General features: G+C 74.7%; 18 protein-coding genes. All 18 read left to right on the forward strand.

From position 1 onward, the window contains the following. The first annotated feature begins 111 nt into the window (after positions 1-111). The 18 genes from ABZ340_RS28430 to ABZ340_RS28515 all read left to right on the forward strand — a co-directional run bounded on the left by ABZ340_RS28430 (position 112) and on the right by ABZ340_RS28515 (position 20,820). Positions 112-378, forward strand: coding sequence for an acyl carrier protein (locus tag ABZ340_RS28430; RefSeq protein ID WP_358784689.1), 267 nt, complete (start codon positions 112-114; stop codon positions 376-378). Between the two features lie 19 nt (positions 379-397). Next, complete coding sequence (fabG, locus tag ABZ340_RS28435) at positions 398-1,201, forward strand: 3-oxoacyl-ACP reductase FabG (protein ID WP_358784690.1); 804 nt, start codon at positions 398-400, stop codon at positions 1,199-1,201. Positions 1,202-1,249: 48 nt separating this feature from the next. Then, positions 1,250-2,194 carry an aromatase/cyclase gene (locus ABZ340_RS28440; protein WP_358784691.1) on the forward strand — a complete coding sequence of 315 codons (945 nt, stop codon included), beginning with the start codon at positions 1,250-1,252 and terminating at the stop codon, positions 2,192-2,194. Next, positions 2,191-3,717 (forward strand): FAD-dependent monooxygenase, encoded by a 1,527-nt coding sequence (locus tag ABZ340_RS28445; RefSeq protein ID WP_358784692.1) that lies wholly within the window; start codon positions 2,191-2,193, stop codon positions 3,715-3,717. The genes ABZ340_RS28440 and ABZ340_RS28445 overlap by 4 nt, the downstream gene beginning before the upstream one ends. Then, complete coding sequence (locus ABZ340_RS28450) at positions 3,708-4,388, forward strand: antibiotic biosynthesis monooxygenase (protein ID WP_358784693.1); 681 nt, start codon at positions 3,708-3,710, stop codon at positions 4,386-4,388. Before ABZ340_RS28445 ends, ABZ340_RS28450 begins: the two co-directional genes overlap by 10 nt. A gap of 9 nt (positions 4,389-4,397) precedes the next feature. Next, positions 4,398-6,101 carry an FAD-dependent monooxygenase gene (locus ABZ340_RS28455; protein WP_358784694.1) on the forward strand — a complete coding sequence of 568 codons (1,704 nt, stop codon included), beginning with the start codon at positions 4,398-4,400 and terminating at the stop codon, positions 6,099-6,101. Then, complete coding sequence (gene metK, locus ABZ340_RS28460) at positions 6,101-7,264, forward strand: methionine adenosyltransferase (RefSeq protein ID WP_358784695.1); 1,164 nt, start codon at positions 6,101-6,103, stop codon at positions 7,262-7,264. Before ABZ340_RS28455 ends, metK begins: the two co-directional genes overlap by 1 nt. A gap of 50 nt (positions 7,265-7,314) precedes the next feature. Then, positions 7,315-8,700: a PfkB family carbohydrate kinase gene (locus tag ABZ340_RS28465; protein ID WP_358784708.1), complete on the forward strand. Its 1,386-nt coding sequence runs from the start codon at positions 7,315-7,317 to the stop codon at positions 8,698-8,700. A gap of 84 nt (positions 8,701-8,784) precedes the next feature. Continuing rightward, positions 8,785-9,261 (forward strand): nuclear transport factor 2 family protein, encoded by a 477-nt coding sequence (locus tag ABZ340_RS28470; protein WP_358784696.1) that lies wholly within the window; start codon positions 8,785-8,787, stop codon positions 9,259-9,261. Between the two features lie 168 nt (positions 9,262-9,429). Next, positions 9,430-10,452 (forward strand): methyltransferase, encoded by a 1,023-nt coding sequence (locus ABZ340_RS28475; RefSeq protein ID WP_358784697.1) that lies wholly within the window; start codon positions 9,430-9,432, stop codon positions 10,450-10,452. A gap of 212 nt (positions 10,453-10,664) precedes the next feature. Next, positions 10,665-11,525, forward strand: coding sequence for an LLM class flavin-dependent oxidoreductase (locus tag ABZ340_RS28480; RefSeq protein WP_358784698.1), 861 nt, complete (start codon positions 10,665-10,667; stop codon positions 11,523-11,525). A 3-nt stretch (positions 11,526-11,528) separates the two neighbouring features. Further along, positions 11,529-12,071, forward strand: a complete 543-nt coding sequence (locus ABZ340_RS28485) for a (2Fe-2S)-binding protein (protein ID WP_358784699.1) — start codon at positions 11,529-11,531, stop codon at positions 12,069-12,071. Next, positions 12,064-13,083 carry an FAD binding domain-containing protein gene (locus ABZ340_RS28490; protein ID WP_358784700.1) on the forward strand — a complete coding sequence of 340 codons (1,020 nt, stop codon included), beginning with the start codon at positions 12,064-12,066 and terminating at the stop codon, positions 13,081-13,083. The genes ABZ340_RS28485 and ABZ340_RS28490 overlap by 8 nt, the downstream gene beginning before the upstream one ends. Continuing rightward, positions 13,080-15,179 (forward strand): xanthine dehydrogenase family protein molybdopterin-binding subunit, encoded by a 2,100-nt coding sequence (locus tag ABZ340_RS28495; RefSeq protein ID WP_358784701.1) that lies wholly within the window; start codon positions 13,080-13,082, stop codon positions 15,177-15,179. The genes ABZ340_RS28490 and ABZ340_RS28495 overlap by 4 nt, the downstream gene beginning before the upstream one ends. 60 nt (positions 15,180-15,239) lie before the next feature. Continuing rightward, positions 15,240-16,850 (forward strand): ABC transporter substrate-binding protein, encoded by a 1,611-nt coding sequence (locus ABZ340_RS28500; RefSeq protein ID WP_358784702.1) that lies wholly within the window; start codon positions 15,240-15,242, stop codon positions 16,848-16,850. Positions 16,851-16,904: 54 nt separating this feature from the next. Next, a complete protein-coding gene (locus ABZ340_RS28505) occupies positions 16,905-17,864 on the forward strand; it encodes an ABC transporter permease (RefSeq protein WP_358784703.1) in 960 nt (319 codons plus the stop codon). Positions 17,865-18,118: 254 nt separating this feature from the next. After that, a complete protein-coding gene (locus ABZ340_RS28510) occupies positions 18,119-18,889 on the forward strand; it encodes an ABC transporter permease (RefSeq protein ID WP_358784704.1) in 771 nt (256 codons plus the stop codon). After that, the gene (locus ABZ340_RS28515; RefSeq protein WP_358784705.1) at positions 18,886-20,820 is read left to right on the forward strand and encodes a dipeptide ABC transporter ATP-binding protein; all 1,935 of its coding nucleotides are present in this window, start codon (positions 18,886-18,888) and stop codon (positions 20,818-20,820) included. The genes ABZ340_RS28510 and ABZ340_RS28515 overlap by 4 nt, the downstream gene beginning before the upstream one ends. Positions 20,821-20,878 lie beyond the last annotated feature (58 nt).

Below are 20,878 nucleotides of genomic sequence, written 5' to 3' on the forward strand. Positions count from 1 at the left end.
CGCCGCACCGCCGCACCGCCGGGCCACCGCCCGGCACCCCCCTGAAACACCCCCTGAAACACCCTCTGAAACACCCCCACAGATCCCGACACCGCTTGGAAAGGACCCCCCGTGGTCACCGACGTCTTCACCCTCGACGAACTGAAGCGGATTCTGCTGGAAGCCGCCGGCGCCGACGAGCAGGTCGACCTGGACGGCGACATCCTCGACACCGAGTTCCAGGACCTCGGTTACGAGTCGCTGGCACTGCTGGAGACGAGCAGCCGGATCGAGCGGCGGTACGGCATCTCGCTGGACGACGAGGCGGTGTCCGACGCCCTGACGCCGCGTGCCCTCATCGCCGTCGTCAACGCGCGGCTGACCGCCGTCCGAGCCTGAGGACCCCGGGATGACCGAGATGAGCGAGACGACAGAGACAGCACAGGACACGGGACGCGTCGCGGTGGTCACCGGCGCGACGAGCGGGATCGGCCTGGCCGTGGCGCGGCTGCTCGCCGCCCGGGGACACCGGGTGTTCATCGGCGCCCGCAACGCCGACCGGGTCGTCGCCACCGTCAAGGAGCTGACCGGGGAGGGGCTGGAGGCCGACGGCGCGGTCGTCGACGTCCGCGACCGGGCCGGGGTCAAGGAGTTCGTGCAGGCCGCGGTGGACCGGTTCGGCACGGTGGACGTGCTGGTCAACAACGCGGGCCGGTCCGGCGGCGGCGTGACGGCCGACATCGCCGACGAACTCTGGGACGACGTGATCGACACCAACCTCAACAGCGTCTTCCGCGTCACCCGCGAGGTCCTCACCACCGGCGGCATGCGCGGGAAGAAGCGCGGACGCATCATCAACATCGCGTCCACCGCGGGCAAGCAGGGCGTGGTGCTCGGCGCCCCGTACTCGGCCTCCAAACACGGCGTGGTCGGCTTCACCAAGGCCCTCGGCAACGAGCTGGCGCCCACCGGCATCACCGTCAACGCGGTCTGCCCCGGCTATGTCGAGACACCGATGGCCCAGCGCGTACGGCAGGGCTACGCGGCCGCCTACGGCACCACCGAGGAGGCGATCCTGGAGAAGTTCCAGGCGAAGATCCCGCTCGGCCGCTACTCCACCCCGCAGGAGGTCGCCGGCCTCGTCGCCTACCTCGCCTCCGACACCGCGGCCTCCATCACCTCGCAGGCCCTCAACGTCTGCGGCGGACTCGGCAACTTCTGAACCGCCCGACCGCCCAGAGGACACCCCTTCCCCGGAGGAGAGCACGTCATGACGACCCGAGAGGTCGAGCACGACATCACCGTGGCCGCCCCGGCCGCCGCCGTGTACCGGCTGCTGGCCGAGGTGGAGAACTGGCCGCGCATCTTCCCGCCCACCCTTTTCGCCGACCGGACCGAGCACACCGCGACCGGCGAACGCATCCGCATCTGGGCCACCGCCAACGGCGAGGCCAAGAACTGGACCTCCCGCCGCACCCTCGACCCGGACGCGCTGCGGATCACCTTCCGCCAGGAGGTCACCCAGCCTCCGGTCGCCGCGATGGGCGGTGCCTGGATCATCGAGCCCCGGTCCGAGGCCGAGTCCCGGGTACGGCTGCTGCACGACTACCGGGCCGTCGACGACGACCCGGAGGGCCTGAAGTGGATCGACGAGGCCGTCGACCGCAACAGCCGTTCGGAACTGGCCGCGCTGAAGCAGAACCTCGAACGCGCCCACGCCGACGAGGACCTGACCTTCTCCTTCACCGACAGCGTGACCGTCCGCGGCGCCGCCAAGGACCTGTTCGACTTCGTCAACGAGGCCGGCCGCTGGCCCGAACGGCTGCCCCACGTGGCCACCGTACGGCTCACCGAGGACACCCCCGGACTGCAGACCCTGGAGATGGACACCCGCGCCAAGGACGGCTCGACGCACACCACCAAGTCGTACCGGGTCGTCTTCCCGCACCACCGGATCGCCTACAAGCAGGTCACCCTGCCCGCGCTGATGACCCTGCACACGGGGATCTGGACCTTCGAGGAGACGGCGCGGGGGACGGTCGCCTCCTCGCAGCACACCGTCACCCTCGCCACCGGCGCCATCGAGCGGGTCCTCGGCCCGGACGCCACCGTCGCCGACGCCCGCGCCTACGTGCACGAAGCGCTGAGCACCAACAGCCTGGCGACGCTCACCCACGCCAAGCAGTACGCCGAGCGGAAGAACCGGCCGGCGTGAACGGCGCCGGCCGGCCGGACACCCAGGTCGTCGTGGTGGGCGCGGGACCGGTGGGCCTGATGCTCGCCGGGGAACTGCGCCTGGGCGGCGCCGAGGTGACCGTACTGGAGCGGCGGACCGCGCGGACCACCGAGTCGCGCGCCTCGACCCTGCACGCCCGCACCATGGAGATCCTGGACAGCCGCGGGCTGCTGGCACCGCTCGGCACCCCGCCGCGCGAGCCGCGCGGCCACTTCGCCGGCATACCGCTCGACCTCACCCTGCCCGGTCCCTACCCCGGGCAGTGGAAGGTCCCGCAGTCCCGCACCGAGGAGGTGCTGGAGCAGTGGGCGCGTTCGCTGGGCGCGGACATCCGGCGCGGCCACGAGGTGCGCACGCTCACCGTCACCGAGGAGTACGTCGAGGCCGGGGCCGACGGTCCCGGCGGCCCCGTGCGGATACGCGCCGGACACCTCGTGGCCTGCGACGGCGAGGACAGCACCGTCCGCCGGCTCACCGGCGCCGCGTTCCCCGGGAACGACGCCCGCCGCGAACTGCTCCGCGCCGACCTGAGCGGCGTCACCGTCCCCGACCGGCGCTTCCAGCGGCTGCCCGCGGGTCTGGCCATCGCGGCCCGGCGCGGCGACGGCGTCACCCGCGTCATGGTGCACGAGTTCGGCTCCACCGCCCGGCCCCGCACCGAGGAGCCCGGTCTCACCGAGATCGCCGAACGGTGGAAACGGGTCACCGGCGAGGACATCAGCGCCGCGACGCCGCTGTGGGTGAACGCCTTCGGCGACGCCTCCCGGCAGCTCACCCGCTACCGCGAGGGCCGCGTCCTGTTCGCCGGCGACGCCGCGCACCGCCAGATGCCCATCGGCGGGCAGGCCCTCAACCTGGGCCTGCAGGACGCCGTCAACCTCGGCTGGAAACTGGCCCGGCACGTCACCGGCAGGGCCGCCCCCGGCCTCCTCGACACCTACCACGCCGAGCGGCACCCGGTCGGCCGCCGGGCCCTGGCCGCCATCGAGGCCCAGGCACAGCTGCTGCTCGGCGGGCCCGAGGCGGAACCGCTGCGCGCGCTGCTGGCGGAGCTCGTCGCCCTGGAGGCCGTACGCGCCCACCTCGCCGGGATGATCAGCGGCCTCGACGTGCGCTACGACCTCCCTGGGGACCCGCACCCCCTCCTCGGAGCACGCCTGCCGCCCCTCTCCCTGGACACCGGCCAAGGCCACGTCACCACGGCGGAGCTGCTCCGGCCGGGCCGGGGCCTGCGCCTCGGCCTGCGCGGCACCGAGGTCATGGCCCGTACGGACACGGCCCGTACGGACATGGCCCGTACGGACACAGCCCGTACGAATACGGCCCGCACGGACACGGCCTTCGCGGGCGTCCGCTCCCTGCTGGTCCGGCCCGACGGCCACATCGCCCAGGTGGAGCGGGCGGACACGCCGCCCGAGGACCGGGCGGAGGCCGAACGACGGTGGTTCGGCCCGGACGCCGGCGCACGGATCCCCACGACGGAAGGAACACCATGCCCCTGATCTCGCCCGACGACGGCTACCTGACCGTGTTCAACCTCTTCGAGACCGACACCCCCGCGCTCCAGGACGACGTCCTCGACGCGATGCGCGACATCATCGACCACGCGGACTACCCGGGCTGGATCTCCTCCACCCTGCACGCCGGCGTCGACACCCCCGGCACCGCCAACTACATCCAGTGGCGCAGCGCGGCGGACCTCCAGGCGCGCTACGAGGGCCGGAAGTTCCAGCAGAAGACCGTGCCGCTGTTCCACAGACTCGCCCGCACCGTACGGCTGCTGAAGACCGAGGTGGCGTTCACCCAGCACCACCCGTCGCTCGGCGACGCCGTGGAGATCTCGCCGAAACGGGACGACCACACCGTACTGATCGTGCTCGACACCGAGCCGGAGAACCAGAAGGAACTGCTGGAGACGCTCGCCAAACCCGACGAGTGGATCAAGACGGTCCCCGGCTACCGCTCCCACACCTACTTCCGCGGCCTCGACGGCACCTTCGTCGTCAACTACGCGCAGTGGGACAGCAAGGAGCTGTACGACGCCTTCCACACCCTGCCCGAGGAGCAGCGGCCCGCCGACGTGCGCGCGGGACGGCTGCGCGCCCGCGAGCTGGTGACGAAACGCCAGGCCAACACCTACCGCGTGGTGCACACCCGCTCCGCCGGGGACTGAGGGGCGGCCGTGGACACCGACGTCATCGTCGTCGGCGCCGGACCCACCGGCCTGATGCTCGCCGGGGAGCTCCGCCTCGGCGGGGCCCGGGTCGTGGTCCTGGAGCGGCTGGCCCGGCCCACCGGCCAGTCCCGCGGCCTGGGCTTCACCGCCCGCGCCATGGAGGTGTTCGACCAGCGCGGCCTGCTCCCGCGCTTCGGCCGCGGCCCCACCCTGGAGACCAGCCCCGTCGGCCACTTCGGCGGCGTGCGGTTCGACTACTCGGTGCTGGAGGGCGCCCACTTCGGCGCCCGCGACATCCCGCAGTCGCAGACCGAGGCGGTCCTGGAGCGGTGGGCCACGGAACTGGGCGCCGACATCCGGCGCGGCTGGGAGTTCCAGGGCCTGGACCTGGGTCCGGGCCTGGACCCGGACGTGGGCCCGGGCCTGATTCCGGGTCTGGTCCCGGGCGCGGGTCCGGGCCTGATTCCGGGACTGGCCCCGGGCGCGAGTCCGGGCACGGACGCCGGCCGGCGGGGGGAGGCGGGGAAGAGCGCGGGGAAGGAGGCGCGGAGGGACGCGGGGAAGGAGGCGGGGAAGGACGCGGGGGTCACCGTCACCGCGCGCACCCCCGACGGCGTTCGCCGCCTGCGCGCGGTCTACCTCGTGGGCTGCGACGGCGGCCACAGCGCCGTCCGCCGGGCCGCCGGCATCGACTTCCCCGGCACCCCGGCGACCCGCGAGATGTTCCTGGCCGACGTGGCCGGCTGCGCGCTCAGGCCACGCCCCCTGGGCGAACGGCTGCCGCACGGCATGGTGATGGCGGCGCCCCTGGGCGACGGCGTCGACCGGATCATCGTCTGCCCGCACGGCACACCGCCCCGCGACCGCGCCGGGCGGATCACCTTCGCCGAGGTCGCCGACGCCTGGCAGCGCATCACCGGCGAGGACATCCACGGCGGCACCGCCGTCTGGGTCAGCTCCTTCACCGACGCCACCCGCCAGGCCGCCGCCTACCGGCGCGGCCCGGTGCTGCTCGCCGGGGACGCCGCGCACATCCACCTCCCCGCCGGCGGCCAGGGCCTGAGCACCGGCGTGCAGGACGCGGTCAACCTGGGCTGGAAGCTGGCCGCCACGGTCCGCGGCACCGCGGCGGACGGCCTCCTCGACACCTACCACGCCGAACGGCACCCGGTGGGCGCGCGCCTGCTGTCCCACACCCGCGCCCAGGGCACGGTGTTCCTCGGCGGCGCGGAGGCGGACCCGCTGCGCGACCTGCTCACCGGACTCCTCGCCCACGACGACGTCAAACGGCACCTGGCGGGCCAGGTCAGCGGCCTCGACATCCGTTACGACCTGGCGACCGGCGACCACCCGCTGCTCGGCCGCCGCCTCGCGCCCCGCCGGCTGGTGGGCGAGACGGGCGAGAGCGACACGACGAGCCTGCTGCACCCGGGGCGCGGTGTCCTGCTCGACCTCGCCGACGACCCCGCCCTGCGCGCGGCGGCGGCCGGCTGGCAGGACCGGGTGTCCGTCGTGACCGCCGTGCCCAAACCCGTGGACGGCGCCGACGAACTGGCCGGCACGGCCGCGCTGCTGGTACGCCCCGACGGGCACGTGGCGTGGACGGCGCCCGGCACCCGCGTCCCGGCGGGCCCGGCCGGGGCCCTGCGCCGCTGGTTCGGCCCGCCCGCCCCCGGCCACCACTCCGACCTCCCCGCGAAGGAGACGTGATGGCACCGCGCCTGTTCACCTCCGAGTCCGTGACCGAGGGCCACCCCGACAAGATCGCCGACCAGATCAGCGACACCCTGCTGGACGCGCTGCTGGCCCAGGACCCCTCCTCGCGCGTGGCGGTCGAGACGCTGATCACGACCGGCCTGGTGCACGTGGCCGGGGAGGTCACCACCACGGCGTACGTCCCGATCGCGCGGCTGGTGCGCGAACGGATCCTGGACATCGGCTACGACGCGTCGGCGAAGGGCTTCGACGGCGCCACGTGCGGTGTGTCGGTGTCCATCGGCGCGCAGTCCCCGGACATCGCCCGGGGCGTCGACACGGGCGGCGCCGGCGACCAGGGCCTGATGTTCGGTTACGCGTGCGACGAGACGCCGGAACTGATGCCGCTGCCCATCCGGCTCGCCCACCGGCTGTCGCGCCGGCTCACCGACGTCCGCCGCGACGGGACCGTCCCCTACCTGCGCCCGGACGGCAAGACGCAGGTCACCCTGGAGTACGACGGCGACCGGGCGGTCCGCCTGGACACCGTCGTGGTCTCCGCCCAGCACGCGGCCGGCGTCGACCTGGCGGGCCTGCTCGCCCCCGACATCCGCGCGTTCGTGGTCGAGCCGGAACTGGCGGCGCTGCGCGAGGAGGGCATCGAGGTGGAGACCGAGGGCCACCGGCTGCTGGTCAACCCGACCGGGCGGTTCGAGATCGGCGGCCCGATGGGCGACGCCGGCCTGACCGGCCGGAAGATCATCATCGACACGTACGGCGGCACGGCCCGGCACGGCGGCGGCGCCTTCTCCGGCAAGGACCCGTCCAAGGTGGACCGTTCGGCGGCGTACGCGATGCGCTGGGTCGCCAAGAACGTCGTCGCCGCCGGGCTCGCGCGCCGCTGCGAGGTCCAGGTCTCCTACGCCATCGGCAGGGCCGAGCCGGTCGGCCTGTTCGTGGAGACCTTCGGCACCGAGACGGTCGCGCCGCAGCGGATCCAGGACGCCGTGACGGAGGTCTTCGACCTGCGTCCGGCCGCCCTCATCCGCGACCTGGACCTGCTCCGCCCGATCTACGCCCGGACCGCCGCCTACGGCCACTTCGGACGCGAGCTGCCCGAGTTCACCTGGGAGCGGACCGACCGCGCCGAGGAACTGCGCAAGGCGGCCGGAGCGTGACCGGCCCCCGGCGCGTCCTCGTGACCGGCTCGGTGGCCACCGACCATCTCATGGCCTACCCGGGGCGGTTCGCCGAGCAACTCCTCGGCGACCGGCTGGACCGGATCTCCCTGTCCTTCCTCGCCGACACGCTCGACATCCGCCGCGGCGGCGTGGGCGCCAACATCGCCCTGGGGCTCGCCCGGCTCGGGCTGCGGCCCGTGCTCGCCGCCGCGGCCGGCCGGGACTTCGCGGAGTACGGCGCGTGGCTGCGGGCGAACGGCGTGGACACCGGCGCCGTGCGCGTCAGCGACACCCTGCACACCGCCCGGTTCGTGTGCACCACGGACGCCGACCAGAACCAGATCGCCACCTTCCACGCCGGCGCGATGGCCGAGGCCCGGCACATCGGCCTCGCGCGGACGGCGGACCGGCACGGCCCCTTCGCCCTCGCGGTGATCGGCCCCGACGACCCGGAGGCCATGCTGCGCCACGCCGAGGAGTGCCGGCGGCTCGGCATCCCGTTCGCCGCGGACCCCTCCCAGCAACTCGCCCGCCTGGACCGGACCCGGACCCGGCACCTGATCGACGGGGCCCGGCTGCTGTTCACCAACGAGTACGAGGCCGGTCTGCTGCTGCGGCACACGGCCTGGACGCGGGAACAGGTGCTGGAGCGCACCGGCGCCTGGGTGGTCACGCGGGGAGCGCCCCGGGCCACCGTCGTCGCCCTGCACGGCGGCGGCGTCCACGCCGGCTACTTCGACGGGCAGGCCCACCCCGACCTGTCCCTGCTGACGCTGGGCACCCGGCTCGGCTTCACCGTGCTGGCCGTCGACCGGCCCGGCTACGGCCACTCCGCCGCACGGCTGCCCGAGGGCCTGCCCCTGGCCGCCCAGTCGGCCGTCCTGGGCGCGGCGCTCGCCGACTTCACCGCCGGGCACCCGGTCGGCGCCGGCCTCTTCCTGCTCGGCCACTCGCTCGGCGGCAAACTGGCCCTGCTGGCCGCCGCCGACGGACCGCCCCTGCTGGGCGTGGACGTCTCCGGCTGCGGTCACCGCCCCGCCGCCGGCCCGGCCGCTCCGGACCGGGCCGCCCGCGCCTGGGGCCCCCTCGGCCTGTACCCGCCGGGCACCTTCCGCCCCGACGCGGACCTGTTCCGCCCGATACCGCCGCGGGAGGCCGCCGACATCCCGCACTGGCCACGGCTGTTCACCCGGATCGCGCCCCGCGTGCGGGTACCGGTCCGGTTCACCTTCGCCGAACACGAGCGGTGGTGGTGCCACGGCGACCGGGACCTGGCCGACCTCAGGGCCCGGTTCACCGGAGCCCCCCGGGTGCTGACCGAGCGCCAGCCGAGCGCGGGCCACAACATCAGCCTGGGCTGGGCGGCCCGCTCCTACCACCTGCGGGCGCTGGCGTTCCTGGAGGACTGCGTCACCCGCCTGGCCGGGCGGTGACACCGGCGCGCCCACCCCCGGCGGCCCGCCCCGGCACACCGGCCGGAACCCGGTCGCCACCACCCACGAAGACGAAGGAGTGCCATGTCCGCCCACGACGCCCTGACCGCCCTCCGGGAGCAGGTGCGGCTGCTCGTCGACCGCGCCGAGATCACCGCGCTGTGCGACCGTTACATCACCCACCTGGACAAGGACCGGCACCGCGACGACTGGTTCGGATCGGTCTTCACCGACGACGCCCACCTCGTCTTTCCCATGGGCGAGTACAAGGGGGCCGCCGGGCTCGCGGAGTTCCAGGAGATGGCCCGCGCCACCTTCGAACGCACCCACCACCTCGCCTCCAACTACACCGTCGGCATCGACGGCGACACCGCGCGCATCGGCGCCCACCTCACCGCCGTGCACCTCAGGCGCGCGGCCGAGCCGGGAAGCCACTTCGACATCGGTGGCCATTTCGAGGCCGAGGCCGTGCGCACCCCCGAGGGCTGGCGGCTGCGCCGCTTCGTCTTCGCCCTGGCCTGGCACACGGGCGACCGGCCGCAGGGCGCGGACGGCCACTGACCCGTCGCGCCCGCACGCAACCGGCCCGGCTTGACCAAGACCTGACACGAGTTCACCAAGATCTGACACGGGACCGCCTTGATCCGGCCGCCGCCCCTGACAGAGGCTTCCAAGGGGCCTGCCGGTGCGTCCCGGTCCACCATCCGGTACAGAGGAGGAAGTCCCTTCATGCCCTCGCAACCCTCCCAGCTCCCCGTCCAGGTACGGATGCTGCAGCTGATCACGGCCGGCTGGCTCGGGCAGGCCGTGAGCGCCGCCGCCGAACTGGGCCTCGCGGACGCGCTCGCCTCCGGACCCCGCTCGGTGCGGGACCTGGCCGAGGCCACCGAGGCGCACGCCCCCAGCCTGTACCGGCTGCTGCGGGCCTGCGCCGACATCGGTCTGTTCGACGAACACGACGACCAGGTCTTCGCCCTCACGGAACTCGGCGAGACCCTGCGCGACGACAGCCCCGTCTCGCTGCGCAACTTCGCGGTCTGGACCGGACTGCCCGCCGAACGGTACGCCTGGGCGGGCCTCGCCGGTGCCGTGCGCACCGGCCAGCCGGCCTTCCCCGAGGTCCTCGGCAAGTCGGTGTGGGACTACATGCAGGACCACCCGGACGTCCTGACCGTGTTCGACAAGGCGATGACCGAGCTGTCCCGGCAGATCATCGGCCCCGTGGTCGCCGCCTACGGCTTCGGCGGCTTCGGGACGGTGGTCGACGTCGGCGGCGGCCGGGGCGCCCTGCTCGCCGCGGTCCTCGCCGCCAACCCCGAGGCCCGGGGCATCCTCTACGACCGGCCCGAGGTCATCGCCCGGGCGGGCGGCCCCTTGCGCGAGGCGGGCGTCGACGACCGGGCGCAGCTGATCGGCGGGGACTTCTTCGACGGCGTGCCCCGGGGCGGCGACGCGTACGTGCTGTCCAACATCATCCACGACTGGGACGACGAACTGTCCCGGCGGATCCTCGCCCACTGCCGCGACGCGCTGCCCGGCGACGGCCGCGTCCTGCTGGTCGAGGCGGTCGTGCCGGACCGCCCCCGGCCCACCCCCACCGTCTCCCTGATGGACCTCGACATGCTGGCGGTCGCCGGCGGCCGCCAGCGCACGGCCGCCGAGTTCGAGGCTCTGCTGCGCACGGCCGGTCTCCGGCTGGAACGGATCGTCCCCGGCGGCCACTGCAGCGTCGTCGAGGCGTCCCGCGCCTGACCGCCACCACCCCGCCCGTCACGCCGTACCCCCGTACCTCCGTATCACCCGGGCACCGTCCCGGACCGCACCCCCGCGCCCAGGAAAAAGCTCAGGAAAAGAGCTCAGGAAAAGAGCTCCCGACAAGAGCTCAGAACAAGATCAGGAAGGCACCTTCCATGCCAGAACGGCTCACACGCACACCGTGGTTCGGATTCGGACCGGGCGTAGGCGTGGGCGAGGCACCCGCACTCCTGCGCAGCGTGGAGTACGCGGACCGGGCGGGGCTCGACTTCTTCACCGTCTCCGACCACCCCTACTACGGCAGCCGCCTGGAGGCGTACAGCACGCTGTCCCTGCTCCTGGGCCGCACCCGGAACATCGCCGGCGTCACCACCGTCACCAACCTGCCCACCCGGCCGGTGCCGGTCCTGGCCCGCATGCTCACCAGCCTGTCCGCGCTGACGGACGGACGCGTCGTCCTCGGCGTCGGCGCCGGCGGCTACTGGGACGACATCGTCCGGCTGGGCGTGCCCCGGCTCGGGCCGGGCGCCGCCGTCCGTGCCCTGGAGGAGGCCATCGGCCTGGTCAGGGACCTGTCGGGCGGCGGGCGGCCGGTCACCTTCGAGGGCGAGTTCTCCCAGGTGACCGCCCTGGACCCGGCACCCGTCCCGGCCCCGCCGGTGTGGACGGGCTCGGTCGGGCCGAAGTCGCTCGCCGTCACCGGCCGGCTGGCCGACGGCTGGATACCCGGCAACGCGGCGGACTGGCACAGCGACCGCTACCGCCGGTCACGCCCGGTCGTCGACGAGGCCGCCGCCTCCGTGGGCCGCGACCCCGGCGCCGTCGCCACCGTCTTCAACCTGCCCGCACGGATCACCGACTCCCCGCTCAACACTCCCCGCGACCCCTCCGGCCGCTGGCTGGGCGGCTCCGTCGCGCAGTGGACCGAGGAGCTGACCGGGGCCGTGCTCGAACACGGCGCCTCGGGATTCGTCTACTTCGCCTCGGGCGACCCCTCCGGCGACCTCGGGCTGGCGCGCTGGGCCGAGGAGATCGCCCCCGCGGTCCGTGAAGCCGTCGCCAAGGGCTGAGCAGTGCCTCGCACGCGACCGAGAGCCCGAACGAGAGGAACCCACGTGCCCGAGACCAAGGTCACGCTCAAGGTCAACGGAACCCCGCACACCCTCACCGTCGAACCGCGGGTCACCCTGGTCCGCGCCCTCCGCGACCACCTGGGGCTGACCGGCACCAAGATCGGCTGCGACCGGGGCGAATGCGGCGCCTGCACCGTGCTGGTGGAGGGCCGGCGCGTCACCTCCTGCATGACGCTGGCCGTGATGCAGGACGGCCGTGAGATCACCACCGTCGAGGGGCTGGCCGGCGCCGACGGGGAACTCCACCCGGTCCAGGCCGCGTTCGCGGAGCACGACGCCTTCCAGTGCGGCTACTGCACCCCGGGGCAGCTGCTGTCCGCCGTCGCCTGCGTCGCCGAGGGGCACACCCGCGACGACGACGAGATCCGGGAGTGGATGAGCGGCAACCTGTGCCGCTGCGGCGCCTATCCGCAGATCGTGGCAGCCGTCCGGGACACGGCCCGGCGGACCGCCCTCGCCGGCCGGACGGACGGCGATGCGTGACGTCGACTACACCCGCGTGGACGACCCCGCCGAGGCGGTCGCCGTCCTGTCCCGCAACCCCGGCGCGCGGCTCCTCGCCGGCGGGACCGACCTGCTCAACCTCCTCAAGGAACACATCGAGGAGCCCGGCCTCCTCGTGGACGTCTCCCGCACCCCGCCGACCGGGATCGCCGAGGAACCGGACGGGCTCACGCTGGGCGCGCTCACCACCCTCGCCGACGCCGCCGCCCACCCCGCCGTACGCCGCGGCCACCCGGCCGTCGCCCAGGCGCTGGAGAGCTCCGCCTCACCGCAACTGCGCACCATGGCGACGCTCGGCGGCAACCTGCTGCAACGCACCCGCTGCCCCTACTTCCGCGCGGAGACCGCCCTGCCCTGCAACAAGCGCCGCCCCGGGACCGGCTGCGCCGCCCGCACCGGCGACCACCGCAGCGCCGCGATCTTCGAAACCGGCACCGCCTGCGTCGCCACCCACCCCTCCGACCCGGCGGTCGCGCTCGCCGCGCTCGACACCCGGCTGCGGCTGCGCGGCCCCCGCGGGGAGCGGACCCTCGCCCTGGCCGACCTGTACCGGATGCCCGGCGACCCGCCGCACGTCGAGACCCGCCTCGACCACTACGAGATGATCACGGCGCTGCACATCCCCTCGTCCCCGCTCACCGCCGCCTCCCGCTACGTCAAGGTCCGGGAACGGGCCTCCTACGAGTTCGCCCTGGTGTCGGCCGCCGTCGCCGCCGTGGTCGAGGACGGCGTCCTGACGGATGTACGGATCGCCCTGGGCGGGGTCGCCCCCCGCCCCTGGCGCCTGCACGAGGCCGAACGGGCCCTGCGCGGCGTGGAGCCGCGGCCGGCCGCCGTCCGGGAGGCCGTCGCCCCCGCCTTCGCCGCCGCCCGCCCCCTGCCCCGCAACGCCTTCAAGGTGGAACTGGCGCTGCGCACCGTGGTCCGGGCGCTCACGGACGTCACGGACGCGCCTAGGGCACCGCAGGCACCGGAAGGAGCACGCCGATGACCGCGCCGCCGCGCCCCGGCTGGAGCCGCACCGAAGCCGCCGAGAAGCTCACCGGCCGGGCCCGGTACGCCGCCGACCGGCCCGTGGACACGCACGCCGTGCTGGTCACCTCCACGATCCCGGCCGGCCGGGTGCGGGAGGTGAGGCTCGACACGGCCCGCTTCCCCGGCGTGCGGGTGCTCACCCACGCCGACGCCCCGCGCCTGCGGGACCCCGACGAGGGCGGCCGGATCGCCGAGGGCAAGGTGCCCGTCTACGTCCAGCGCGTCCTGCCCCTCCAGGACGACCGGGTGCACTACGAGGGCCAGCCGGTGGCCCTCGTCCTCGCCGACCGCGCGGAGACGGCCCACGAGGCCGCCGCCGCGCTGCGCGTGGAGTACGACCCCGAGCCCGCCGTGCTGCCCGCCGACGCCGACGAGGCCGACGCCCGCCCCGCCCGCGACTGGCTCGTCCCCTCCTCCTCCGCGGTCGGCGACCTCGACGCGGGCGTCGCCGAGGCCCACACCGTGCTGGAGCGGACCTACACCACGGCCGCCCGCCACCACAGCCCGATCGAGCCCGCCGCCACCGTCGCCGCCTGGGACGGCGGCCGGCTGACCCTGTACGACGCCACACAGTCGCTGTTCGCCGTGCGCGCCACGGTCGCCGCCGTCCTCGGACTGCCCGAGGACGGCGTCCGGGTCGTCGCCGAGCACGTCGGCGGCGGCTTCGGCAGCAAGGGGTACGTGTGGCCGCACGTCCTGCTCGCCGCCATGGCGGCCCGGCTGCTCGGCGGCACCGTCGCCCTCGTGCTGACCCGCGCCCAGAGCTTCACCGCCCACGGCTTCCAGCCCGAGACCCGGCAGAGCGTGCTGCTCGCCGCCCGCGCCGACGGCCGGCTCACTGCCGTACGCCACCTCTCCACCAACCTCACCGCGCGCTACGCGGAGTACCCCGAGTTCTCCGCCATCGGCACCCGCACCCTGTACGCGTCCCCGGCCATCGAGACCCGCACCCGGGTCCTGCCCGTCGACCTGGGCCTGCCCACCCCGATGCGCTCCCCGCACGAGGGCACCGGCATGTTCGCGCTGGAGTCGGCGATGGACGAACTGGCCTACGCGCTCGGCGTCGACCCGCTGGAGCTGAGACTGCGCAACCACGCCGAGCAGGACCCCACCGAGCGACGCCCCTTCTCCTCGAAGGAACTGCGCGCCTGCTACGAGGAGGGCGCCCGCCGGTTCGGCTGGGACCGGCGGCCGATGGCCCCCCGCTCGCTGCGCGACGGCCGCGAACTCGTCGGCCAGGGCATGGCGAGCGTCATCCTGCACTCCGTACGCCTGCCCGCCACCGCCCGCATCACGATGGAGCCCGACGGCGGCGTCGTCCTCGCGGCCGGCACCCAGGAGATCGGCGGCGGCACCCGCACGATCATGCCGCAGATCGCCGCCGAGACCCTGGGCGTCCCGCGCGACCGGATCACCTTCCGCATGGGGGACACCTCACTGCCCGCCAACCTGTACTCGGTGGGCTCCTCCACCGCCAACAGCCTCGGCTCCGCCGTCCGCAAGGCCGCGCTCGCCCTGAGGGAACGGCTCGGCCCCGGCGCCCGGCCGCCCGCCGAACCGCTCACCGTCCAGGAGACCTGGCTGCCCGCCCCGGGCGACCGCTCCGTGCACAGCTTCGGCGCGGTCTTCGTGGAGGTCGGCGTCGACGAGGACCTCGGAGTGACCCGCGTCCGCCGCGTCGTCGGCGTCTACAGCGCCGGCCGGATCATCAACCCGGTCACCGCGCGCAGCCAGCTCACCGGCGGGCTCGTCTGGGGCATCGGGCAGGCCCTCCTGGAGGAATCCGCCGTCGACCCCCGGCTCGGCCGCTTCGTCTCCAAGAACCTCGCCGGCTTCCTCGTCCCCGTGCAGGCCGACATCCCCGACCTCGACGTCTCCTTCGTCGACGAGTACGACCCGCACGCCGGCGCGCTCGGCGGCCGCGGCATCGGCGAGCTGGCCCCGATCGGCGTCGCCGCCGCCGTCGCCAACGCCGTCCACCACGCCACCGGCATCCGCCTGCGCTCCCTGCCCCTGCGCACGGTGGAGGCCCTGACCACCACCCCCGCCTGACCGCTCGCCCCGCGCGCCGCGGACAGCTCCGACCGCCCCGCCGTCCAGAAAGGTCCCCGGATGTCCACCAGCACCTCCGGCCCCCGCCCCCGCCGACTCCTCCGGTCCGCGGCCGCGCTCGTCGCGCTGCTGCTGCCGGTCACCGCGTGTTCCGGCGGCTCCGCGGGGTCCGGTGACGGCTCCGGGGGCACCCCGCGCGACGGCGGCACCCTGACCGTCGGCGCCGAGGCCGACCCCACCTGCCTGGACCCCCAGCAGACCGGACAGCTGGCCGCGGTGGACATCACCCGCTCCCTGGTCGACACGCTCACCGACCAGGACCCGGAGACCGGCCGCATCGTGCCGTGGCTGGCGCGGTCGTTCAAGACGAGCCCCGACGCCACCGCCTTCACCTTCGTCCTGCGCGAAGGCGCCACCTTCAGCGACGGCAGCCCCGTCGACGCGCGGTCCGTGAAGCTGACCTTCGACCACCTCGTCGAACAGCCCGCCAACGGCGCCCCGGCGTATCTGCGCGGCTACCGGGGCACCGAGATCGCCGGCCCCCGCGAGTTCACCGTCCGCTTCGACGCGCCCAACGCCCAGTTCCTCCAGGCGACCTCGCTCGTCGGCCTGGGCATCCTGGCCCCGGCCACGTTCGAGCAGTCCGAGGCCGCCCGGTGCCGGGGCCGGTTCATCGGGTCCGGGCCGTACGTCCTGGACCACTACACCGCCAACCAGGAAGCCGTCCTCACCCGGCGCGACGGCTACGCCTGGCCGTCGTCGCTCGCCCGCAACCGGGGCGCCGCCCACCTGGAGTCGGTGCGCTTCGTCTTCGTCCCGGAGGCCGGTGCCCGCAGCGGCGCGCTCGGTTCCGGCCAGGTACAGGTGGCCAAGAGCGTCCAGCCCACCGACCAGGAGCAGTTCCAGAAGGGCGGCTTCCGGCTGCTGTCCAAGCCCGCCCCCGGCCTGGTGCCGCCGCTGTCCCTCAACCACTCCGGCGTCCTCGCCGACCGGCGGGTGCGCCAGGCACTCCTGAAGGGCATCGACCGCCGGCAGCTCGTCGACACCGTCCTCAGCCCCGCGCACCGGCCGGCCACCAGCGTCCTGGCCTCCACCACCCCCTTCCACACCGACATGAGCGACCGGCTGCGCCACGACCCGGCCGGCGCGCGCAAGCTGCTGGACAGCGCCGGCTGGCGGGTGGGCGGCGACGGCATCCGCGTCAAGGACGGCAAACGGCTCACGCTGACCTGGCTGATCCCGGCGCCCATGCCGCCCGTCAACGAGTACGTCCAGCAGCAGCTGCGCACCCTCGGCATCGACGTCCGGCTCAAGGCGGTCCAGCCGGCCGCCTACGTCGAACAGCAGCAGCAGGGCCGGTTCGACCTCACCGCCGTCGCCGTCACCCGCGCCGACCCCGACGTCCTGCGGACCGTGTTCTCCTCCACCGGGGCCAACCTCTGGCACCTGCCGCCCAGCACGCTCGACACCTACCTGGAGCAGCAGGCGTCGGCCACCGACGACCGGGCCCGCCAGGCCGCCGTCACCAAGGCCGTCGCGTGGATCCTCGACCACGCCGACACCGTCCCGCTGTACGAGGGCGCCCTCGTCCACGGCGTCTCCACGACGGTCCACGACCTCGAACTCGACGCGTCCACGCGGCTCGACCTGCACGACGCGTGGATCGGGTGACGCCATGACCTTCCACCCGCCCACCACGACCGCACCGCGTGAAGGGAGGACACCGTGACCACGGCCTGGTTCCTGGCCGGGCGGCTGCTGCGCGCCGTGTTCGTCGTCTGGGCCGCGTTCACCGTCGCCTTCGCGGCGCTGCGGCTGCTGCCCGGCGATCCGGTGGCGCTGATGCTCAGCGGACGCGGCGGCTTCGAGACCCTCACCCCCGAGGACATCGCCCGGGCCGAGGCCGAGCTCGGCTACGACCGGCCCCTGTGGCAGCAGTACGGCAGCGCCCTCGCGGACGCCGCCCGCGGGGACCTCGGCACCTCCCTGCAGACCGGCCAGCCGGTCGCCCGGATGATCCGCGACGCCCTGCCGCCGACCCTGACGGTGGGCCTGACGGCCCTGGCGCTCGCGCTGACCGCCGGCACCCTGCTCGCCGTGCTCGCCAACCTCGCCACCTCGCCGGCGGCCCGGCAGCTCCTGCGGTCCCTCCCGTCGTTCGCCGTGTCGCTGCCCTCCTTCTGGGTCGGGCTCCTCCTCATCCAGCTCCTGTCGTTCCACTGGCGCCTGTTCCCCTCGCTGGGCGACACCGGACCGTCGAGCGTCGTCCTGCCGGCCTGCACCCTGGCCATCCCCGGCGCCGCCCTGGTCGCCCAGGTGCTCGGCAAGAGCCTGCACACGGCCCTGCGCGAGCCGTACGCCGAGACGGTCCGCGCCACCGGCGCCGGCCGGGCACGGCTGGTGCTCGCCCACGGGCTGCGCAACGCGGCGATCCCGGCGGTGACCGTCGTGGGACTGCTGGTCGGCTCCCTCATCGGCGGGGCCGTCGTCGTCGAGACCGTCTTCTCCCGCCCCGGGATGGGACGCATCACCCAGGCCGCCGTCGCCGCCCAGGACCTGACGGTCGTCCAGGGCGTCGTGGTGGTGGCCGCGCTCGCCTTCGCCGTGGTCAACCTCGTGGTCGACCTGATCTATCCCGTACTGGATCCCCGGATCCGCTCCACCGGCCGGCTGGTGGCCGCATGACCGGCACCGAGTTCCCCGCCGGACCCTCTGCCGGGACCCCCGCCGGGCCCTCTGCCGGGTCCTCCGCCGGGCCCTCTGCCGGGTCCTCCGCCGGACCCTCTGCCGGGACCCCCGCCGGGCCCTCTGCCGGGTCCTCCGCCGGGCCCTCCGCCGAGACCGCGCCGAAGAGCACGCCGGACGGAGCGGGGCGGCGCCGGCCGTGGCCCGCGCGGGCCGGCCGGGCCCTGCTGCGCTCGCCCGGCATCACCCTGTCCGTGCTGACCCTGCTGCTCGTGCTGGGCTGGGCGGTGGCGCCCCGCTGGTTCACGGACCGCAGCCCCACCCAGGGCGTCCCCGGCCAACGCTTCCGGGCGCCCGGTGCCGGACACCCCTTCGGCACCGACCAGCTCGGCCGGGACGTGTACGCGCGCGTGGTGCACGGCGCGTCGCTCTCCTTGCGCGCGACCGTCCTCGCCCTCGTCATCGCCCTCGTCGCCGGGGCGCTGCTCGGCCTGCTGGCCGGTTTCTTCGGCCGCTGGACCGACGCGGTGATCACGCGGGCGGTGGAGGTCATGCTGTCGATCCCGCCCGTCCTGCTGTCGCTGACCATCGTCACCGCCATCGGATTCGGCACCACCCAGGTGGCGATCGCCGTCGGGGCCACCAGCGTCGCCGGATTCACCCGGGTGATGCGCGCCGAGGTGCTGCGCGTCCGCACGGCCGTGTACGTCGAGGCCGCGATCCTGTGCGGCGCGCGCTGGTGGCGGATCCTGCCCCGTTACATCCTGCCGTCGGCCGCGGGCCCCGTCCTGGCGCTGGCCGCCCTGGACTTCGGCCTGGTCGTCCTCGCCGTGGCCTCCCTCAGCTTCCTCGGGTACGGCGAACCGCCACCGGCCCCCGAGTGGGGCGCGCTCGTCGCCGACGGACGCAACTACCTCGGCACGGCCTGGTGGCTGACGACCCTGCCGGGCCTCACCGTGTCCGCCGTCGTCCTCGCGGCCAACCGGCTGTCGCGGGTCCTGGAACCCGAAGGGAGAAACGGGTGAACGCCGCGCACCGGTCCCCGGCCCGGGCACCGGGCACCGTCCGGGCCGGGAAGACGTCCCCGCTGCTGCGCATCGAGGGCCTGCGGATCGGCTACCGCACCTCGGACGGCGCGCACACGGCGGTCGACGGGCTCAGCCTCGACGTCGCCCCGGGCCGTATCACCGCCGTGGTCGGCGAGTCCGGCTCCGGCAAGAGCAGCACGGCCCACGCGGTCGTCGGACTGCTGCCCGCGGGCGGCCGGATCGAGGCCGGCAGCATCCGGCTGGAGGGCGAGGAACTGACCACGCTCGGCGAACGGGCCTGGCGCCACGTCCGGGGCCACCGCATCGGACTGGTCCCCCAGGACCCCGGGATCGCGCTGGACCCGGTCAAGCCCGTCGGGCGGCAGGTGGCCGAAGTGCTGCGCGTCCACCGGCTGGCCACCCGGCGCGGTGCCGCCGGGCAGGCGGTCGACCTGCTGGCCCGGGCGGGCCTGCCCGATCCGGCCGCACGGGCCCGCCAGTACCCGCACGAGCTGTCCGGAGGGATGCGCCAGCGCGTCCTCATCGCGCTGGCGACCGCGGCCCGGCCCCGGCTGCTGGTCGCCGACGAACCCACCTCCGCGCTGGACGTCACCGTCCAGCGGCAGATCCTCGACCACCTCCAGGAGGTCGTCACCACCACCGGCACCGCCCTGCTGCTCATCACCCACGACCTGTCCGTCGTGGCCGACCGGGCCCAGCACGTGGTGGTGATGGCGGACGGACGGGCCGTGGAGGCGGGCCCGACGCGGCAGGTGCTGGGCGACCCCCGGCACCCGTACACGCGCCGGCTGCTCGCGGACGTACCCCGCCCACCGCTCCGAGCCCGCGGCCCCGCCTCCGTCACCGGTCCCGGTCTCACCTCCGTCACCGGTCCCGCCTCCGTCACCGGGGCTGATCCCGGCCGCATCTCCGCCGCCGATCCCGATACCGTCCCCGACCCCGATGCCGCCCCCGTCCCCGACCCCGATGCCGCCCCCGTCACCGACCCCGATGCCGCCCCCGTCACCGGCCCCGACGCCGATCCCGGCCCCGGCCACGCCCCCGGACAGACGCTGCTGCGCGTGCGGGACCTGGTGCGCTCCTTCCCGGTCCGGGGACCGGGCCCGCGCGCACGCCGTCGGCGCAGGGCCGTGGACGGGGTCGGTTTCGACCTCGCCCGCGGCGAGATCCTGGGCCTGGTGGGCGAGTCCGGGTCGGGCAAGTCGACCACCGCGCGCCTGGTGCTCGGCCTGGACCGGCCGGACAGCGGCACGGTCGAACTGGACGGCGAGAACGTCACCACCGCGCGCGGCGCGGCCCGGCGGCGGCTGCACCGGCGCGTCCAGCTCGTCTACCAGAACCCCTACGCCTCGCTGAACCCCCGGTTCACCGTCGAGGAACTCCTCACCGAGCCCCTGCGCAACCACCGCGTCGGCGACCGGGCCGGGCGCGCCGCGACCGTACGCCGCCTCCTCGACGACGTCGCCCTGCCCGAACGGACCCGGCTGCGCAAGGCGGCCGAACTCTCCGGCGGCCAGCGCCAGCGCGTCGCCATCGCCCGGGCCCTGGCCCTCGGCCCCGAACTGCTGGTGTGCGACGAGCCGGTGTCGGCCCTCGACGTCACCGTCCAGGCCCGGATCCTGGAACTCCTGCTGGACCTGCGGCGGCGGCACGGGCTGAGCTACCTGTTCATCTCCCACGACCTGGCCGTCGTCGGGCAGATCAGCGACCGGATCGCGGTGATGCGCGCCGGCCGGCTGGTGGAGACCGGCGCCACCGACCGCGTCCTGCGCTCCCCCCGGCACCCCTACACCCGGGAACTGCTCGACGCCGTTCCCGGCGGGCTCGGCGCGCTCGGGCCCGCCCCCGCCCCGGAACCCGACGGCGCGACGGAGAATCTCAATGATCGTGTCAAGCCGCCTGCGTGACCGGCGGGACGGAGGTGAACAGCCTCTTGTCGCGCAGCATCGCCCACAGCACGTTGAC

Origin of the sequence: Streptomyces sp. NPDC006134, from assembly GCF_040628835.1 — a bacterium.
Taxonomy (GTDB): Bacteria; Actinomycetota; Actinomycetes; order Streptomycetales; family Streptomycetaceae; genus Streptomyces.

Bases quoted from the DNA above. Each gene is read 5' to 3' on its own strand.
- fabG (WP_358784690.1), top strand. From the start codon at position 398: ATGAGCGAGACGACAGAGACAGCACAGGACACGGGACGCGTCGCGGTG.
- ABZ340_RS28440 (WP_358784691.1), top strand. From the start codon at position 1,250: ATGACGACCCGAGAGGTCGAGCACGACATCACCGTGGCCGCCCCGGCC.
- ABZ340_RS28450 (WP_358784693.1), top strand. From the start codon at position 3,708: ATGCCCCTGATCTCGCCCGACGACGGCTACCTGACCGTGTTCAACCTC.
- metK (WP_358784695.1), top strand. From the start codon at position 6,101: ATGGCACCGCGCCTGTTCACCTCCGAGTCCGTGACCGAGGGCCACCCC.
- ABZ340_RS28465 (WP_358784708.1), top strand. From the start codon at position 7,315: ATGGCCTACCCGGGGCGGTTCGCCGAGCAACTCCTCGGCGACCGGCTG.
- ABZ340_RS28470 (WP_358784696.1), top strand. From the start codon at position 8,785: ATGTCCGCCCACGACGCCCTGACCGCCCTCCGGGAGCAGGTGCGGCTG.
- ABZ340_RS28475 (WP_358784697.1), top strand. From the start codon at position 9,430: ATGCCCTCGCAACCCTCCCAGCTCCCCGTCCAGGTACGGATGCTGCAG.
- ABZ340_RS28490 (WP_358784700.1), top strand. From the start codon at position 12,064: ATGCGTGACGTCGACTACACCCGCGTGGACGACCCCGCCGAGGCGGTC.
- ABZ340_RS28495 (WP_358784701.1), top strand. From the start codon at position 13,080: ATGACCGCGCCGCCGCGCCCCGGCTGGAGCCGCACCGAAGCCGCCGAG.
- ABZ340_RS28500 (WP_358784702.1), top strand. From the start codon at position 15,240: ATGTCCACCAGCACCTCCGGCCCCCGCCCCCGCCGACTCCTCCGGTCC.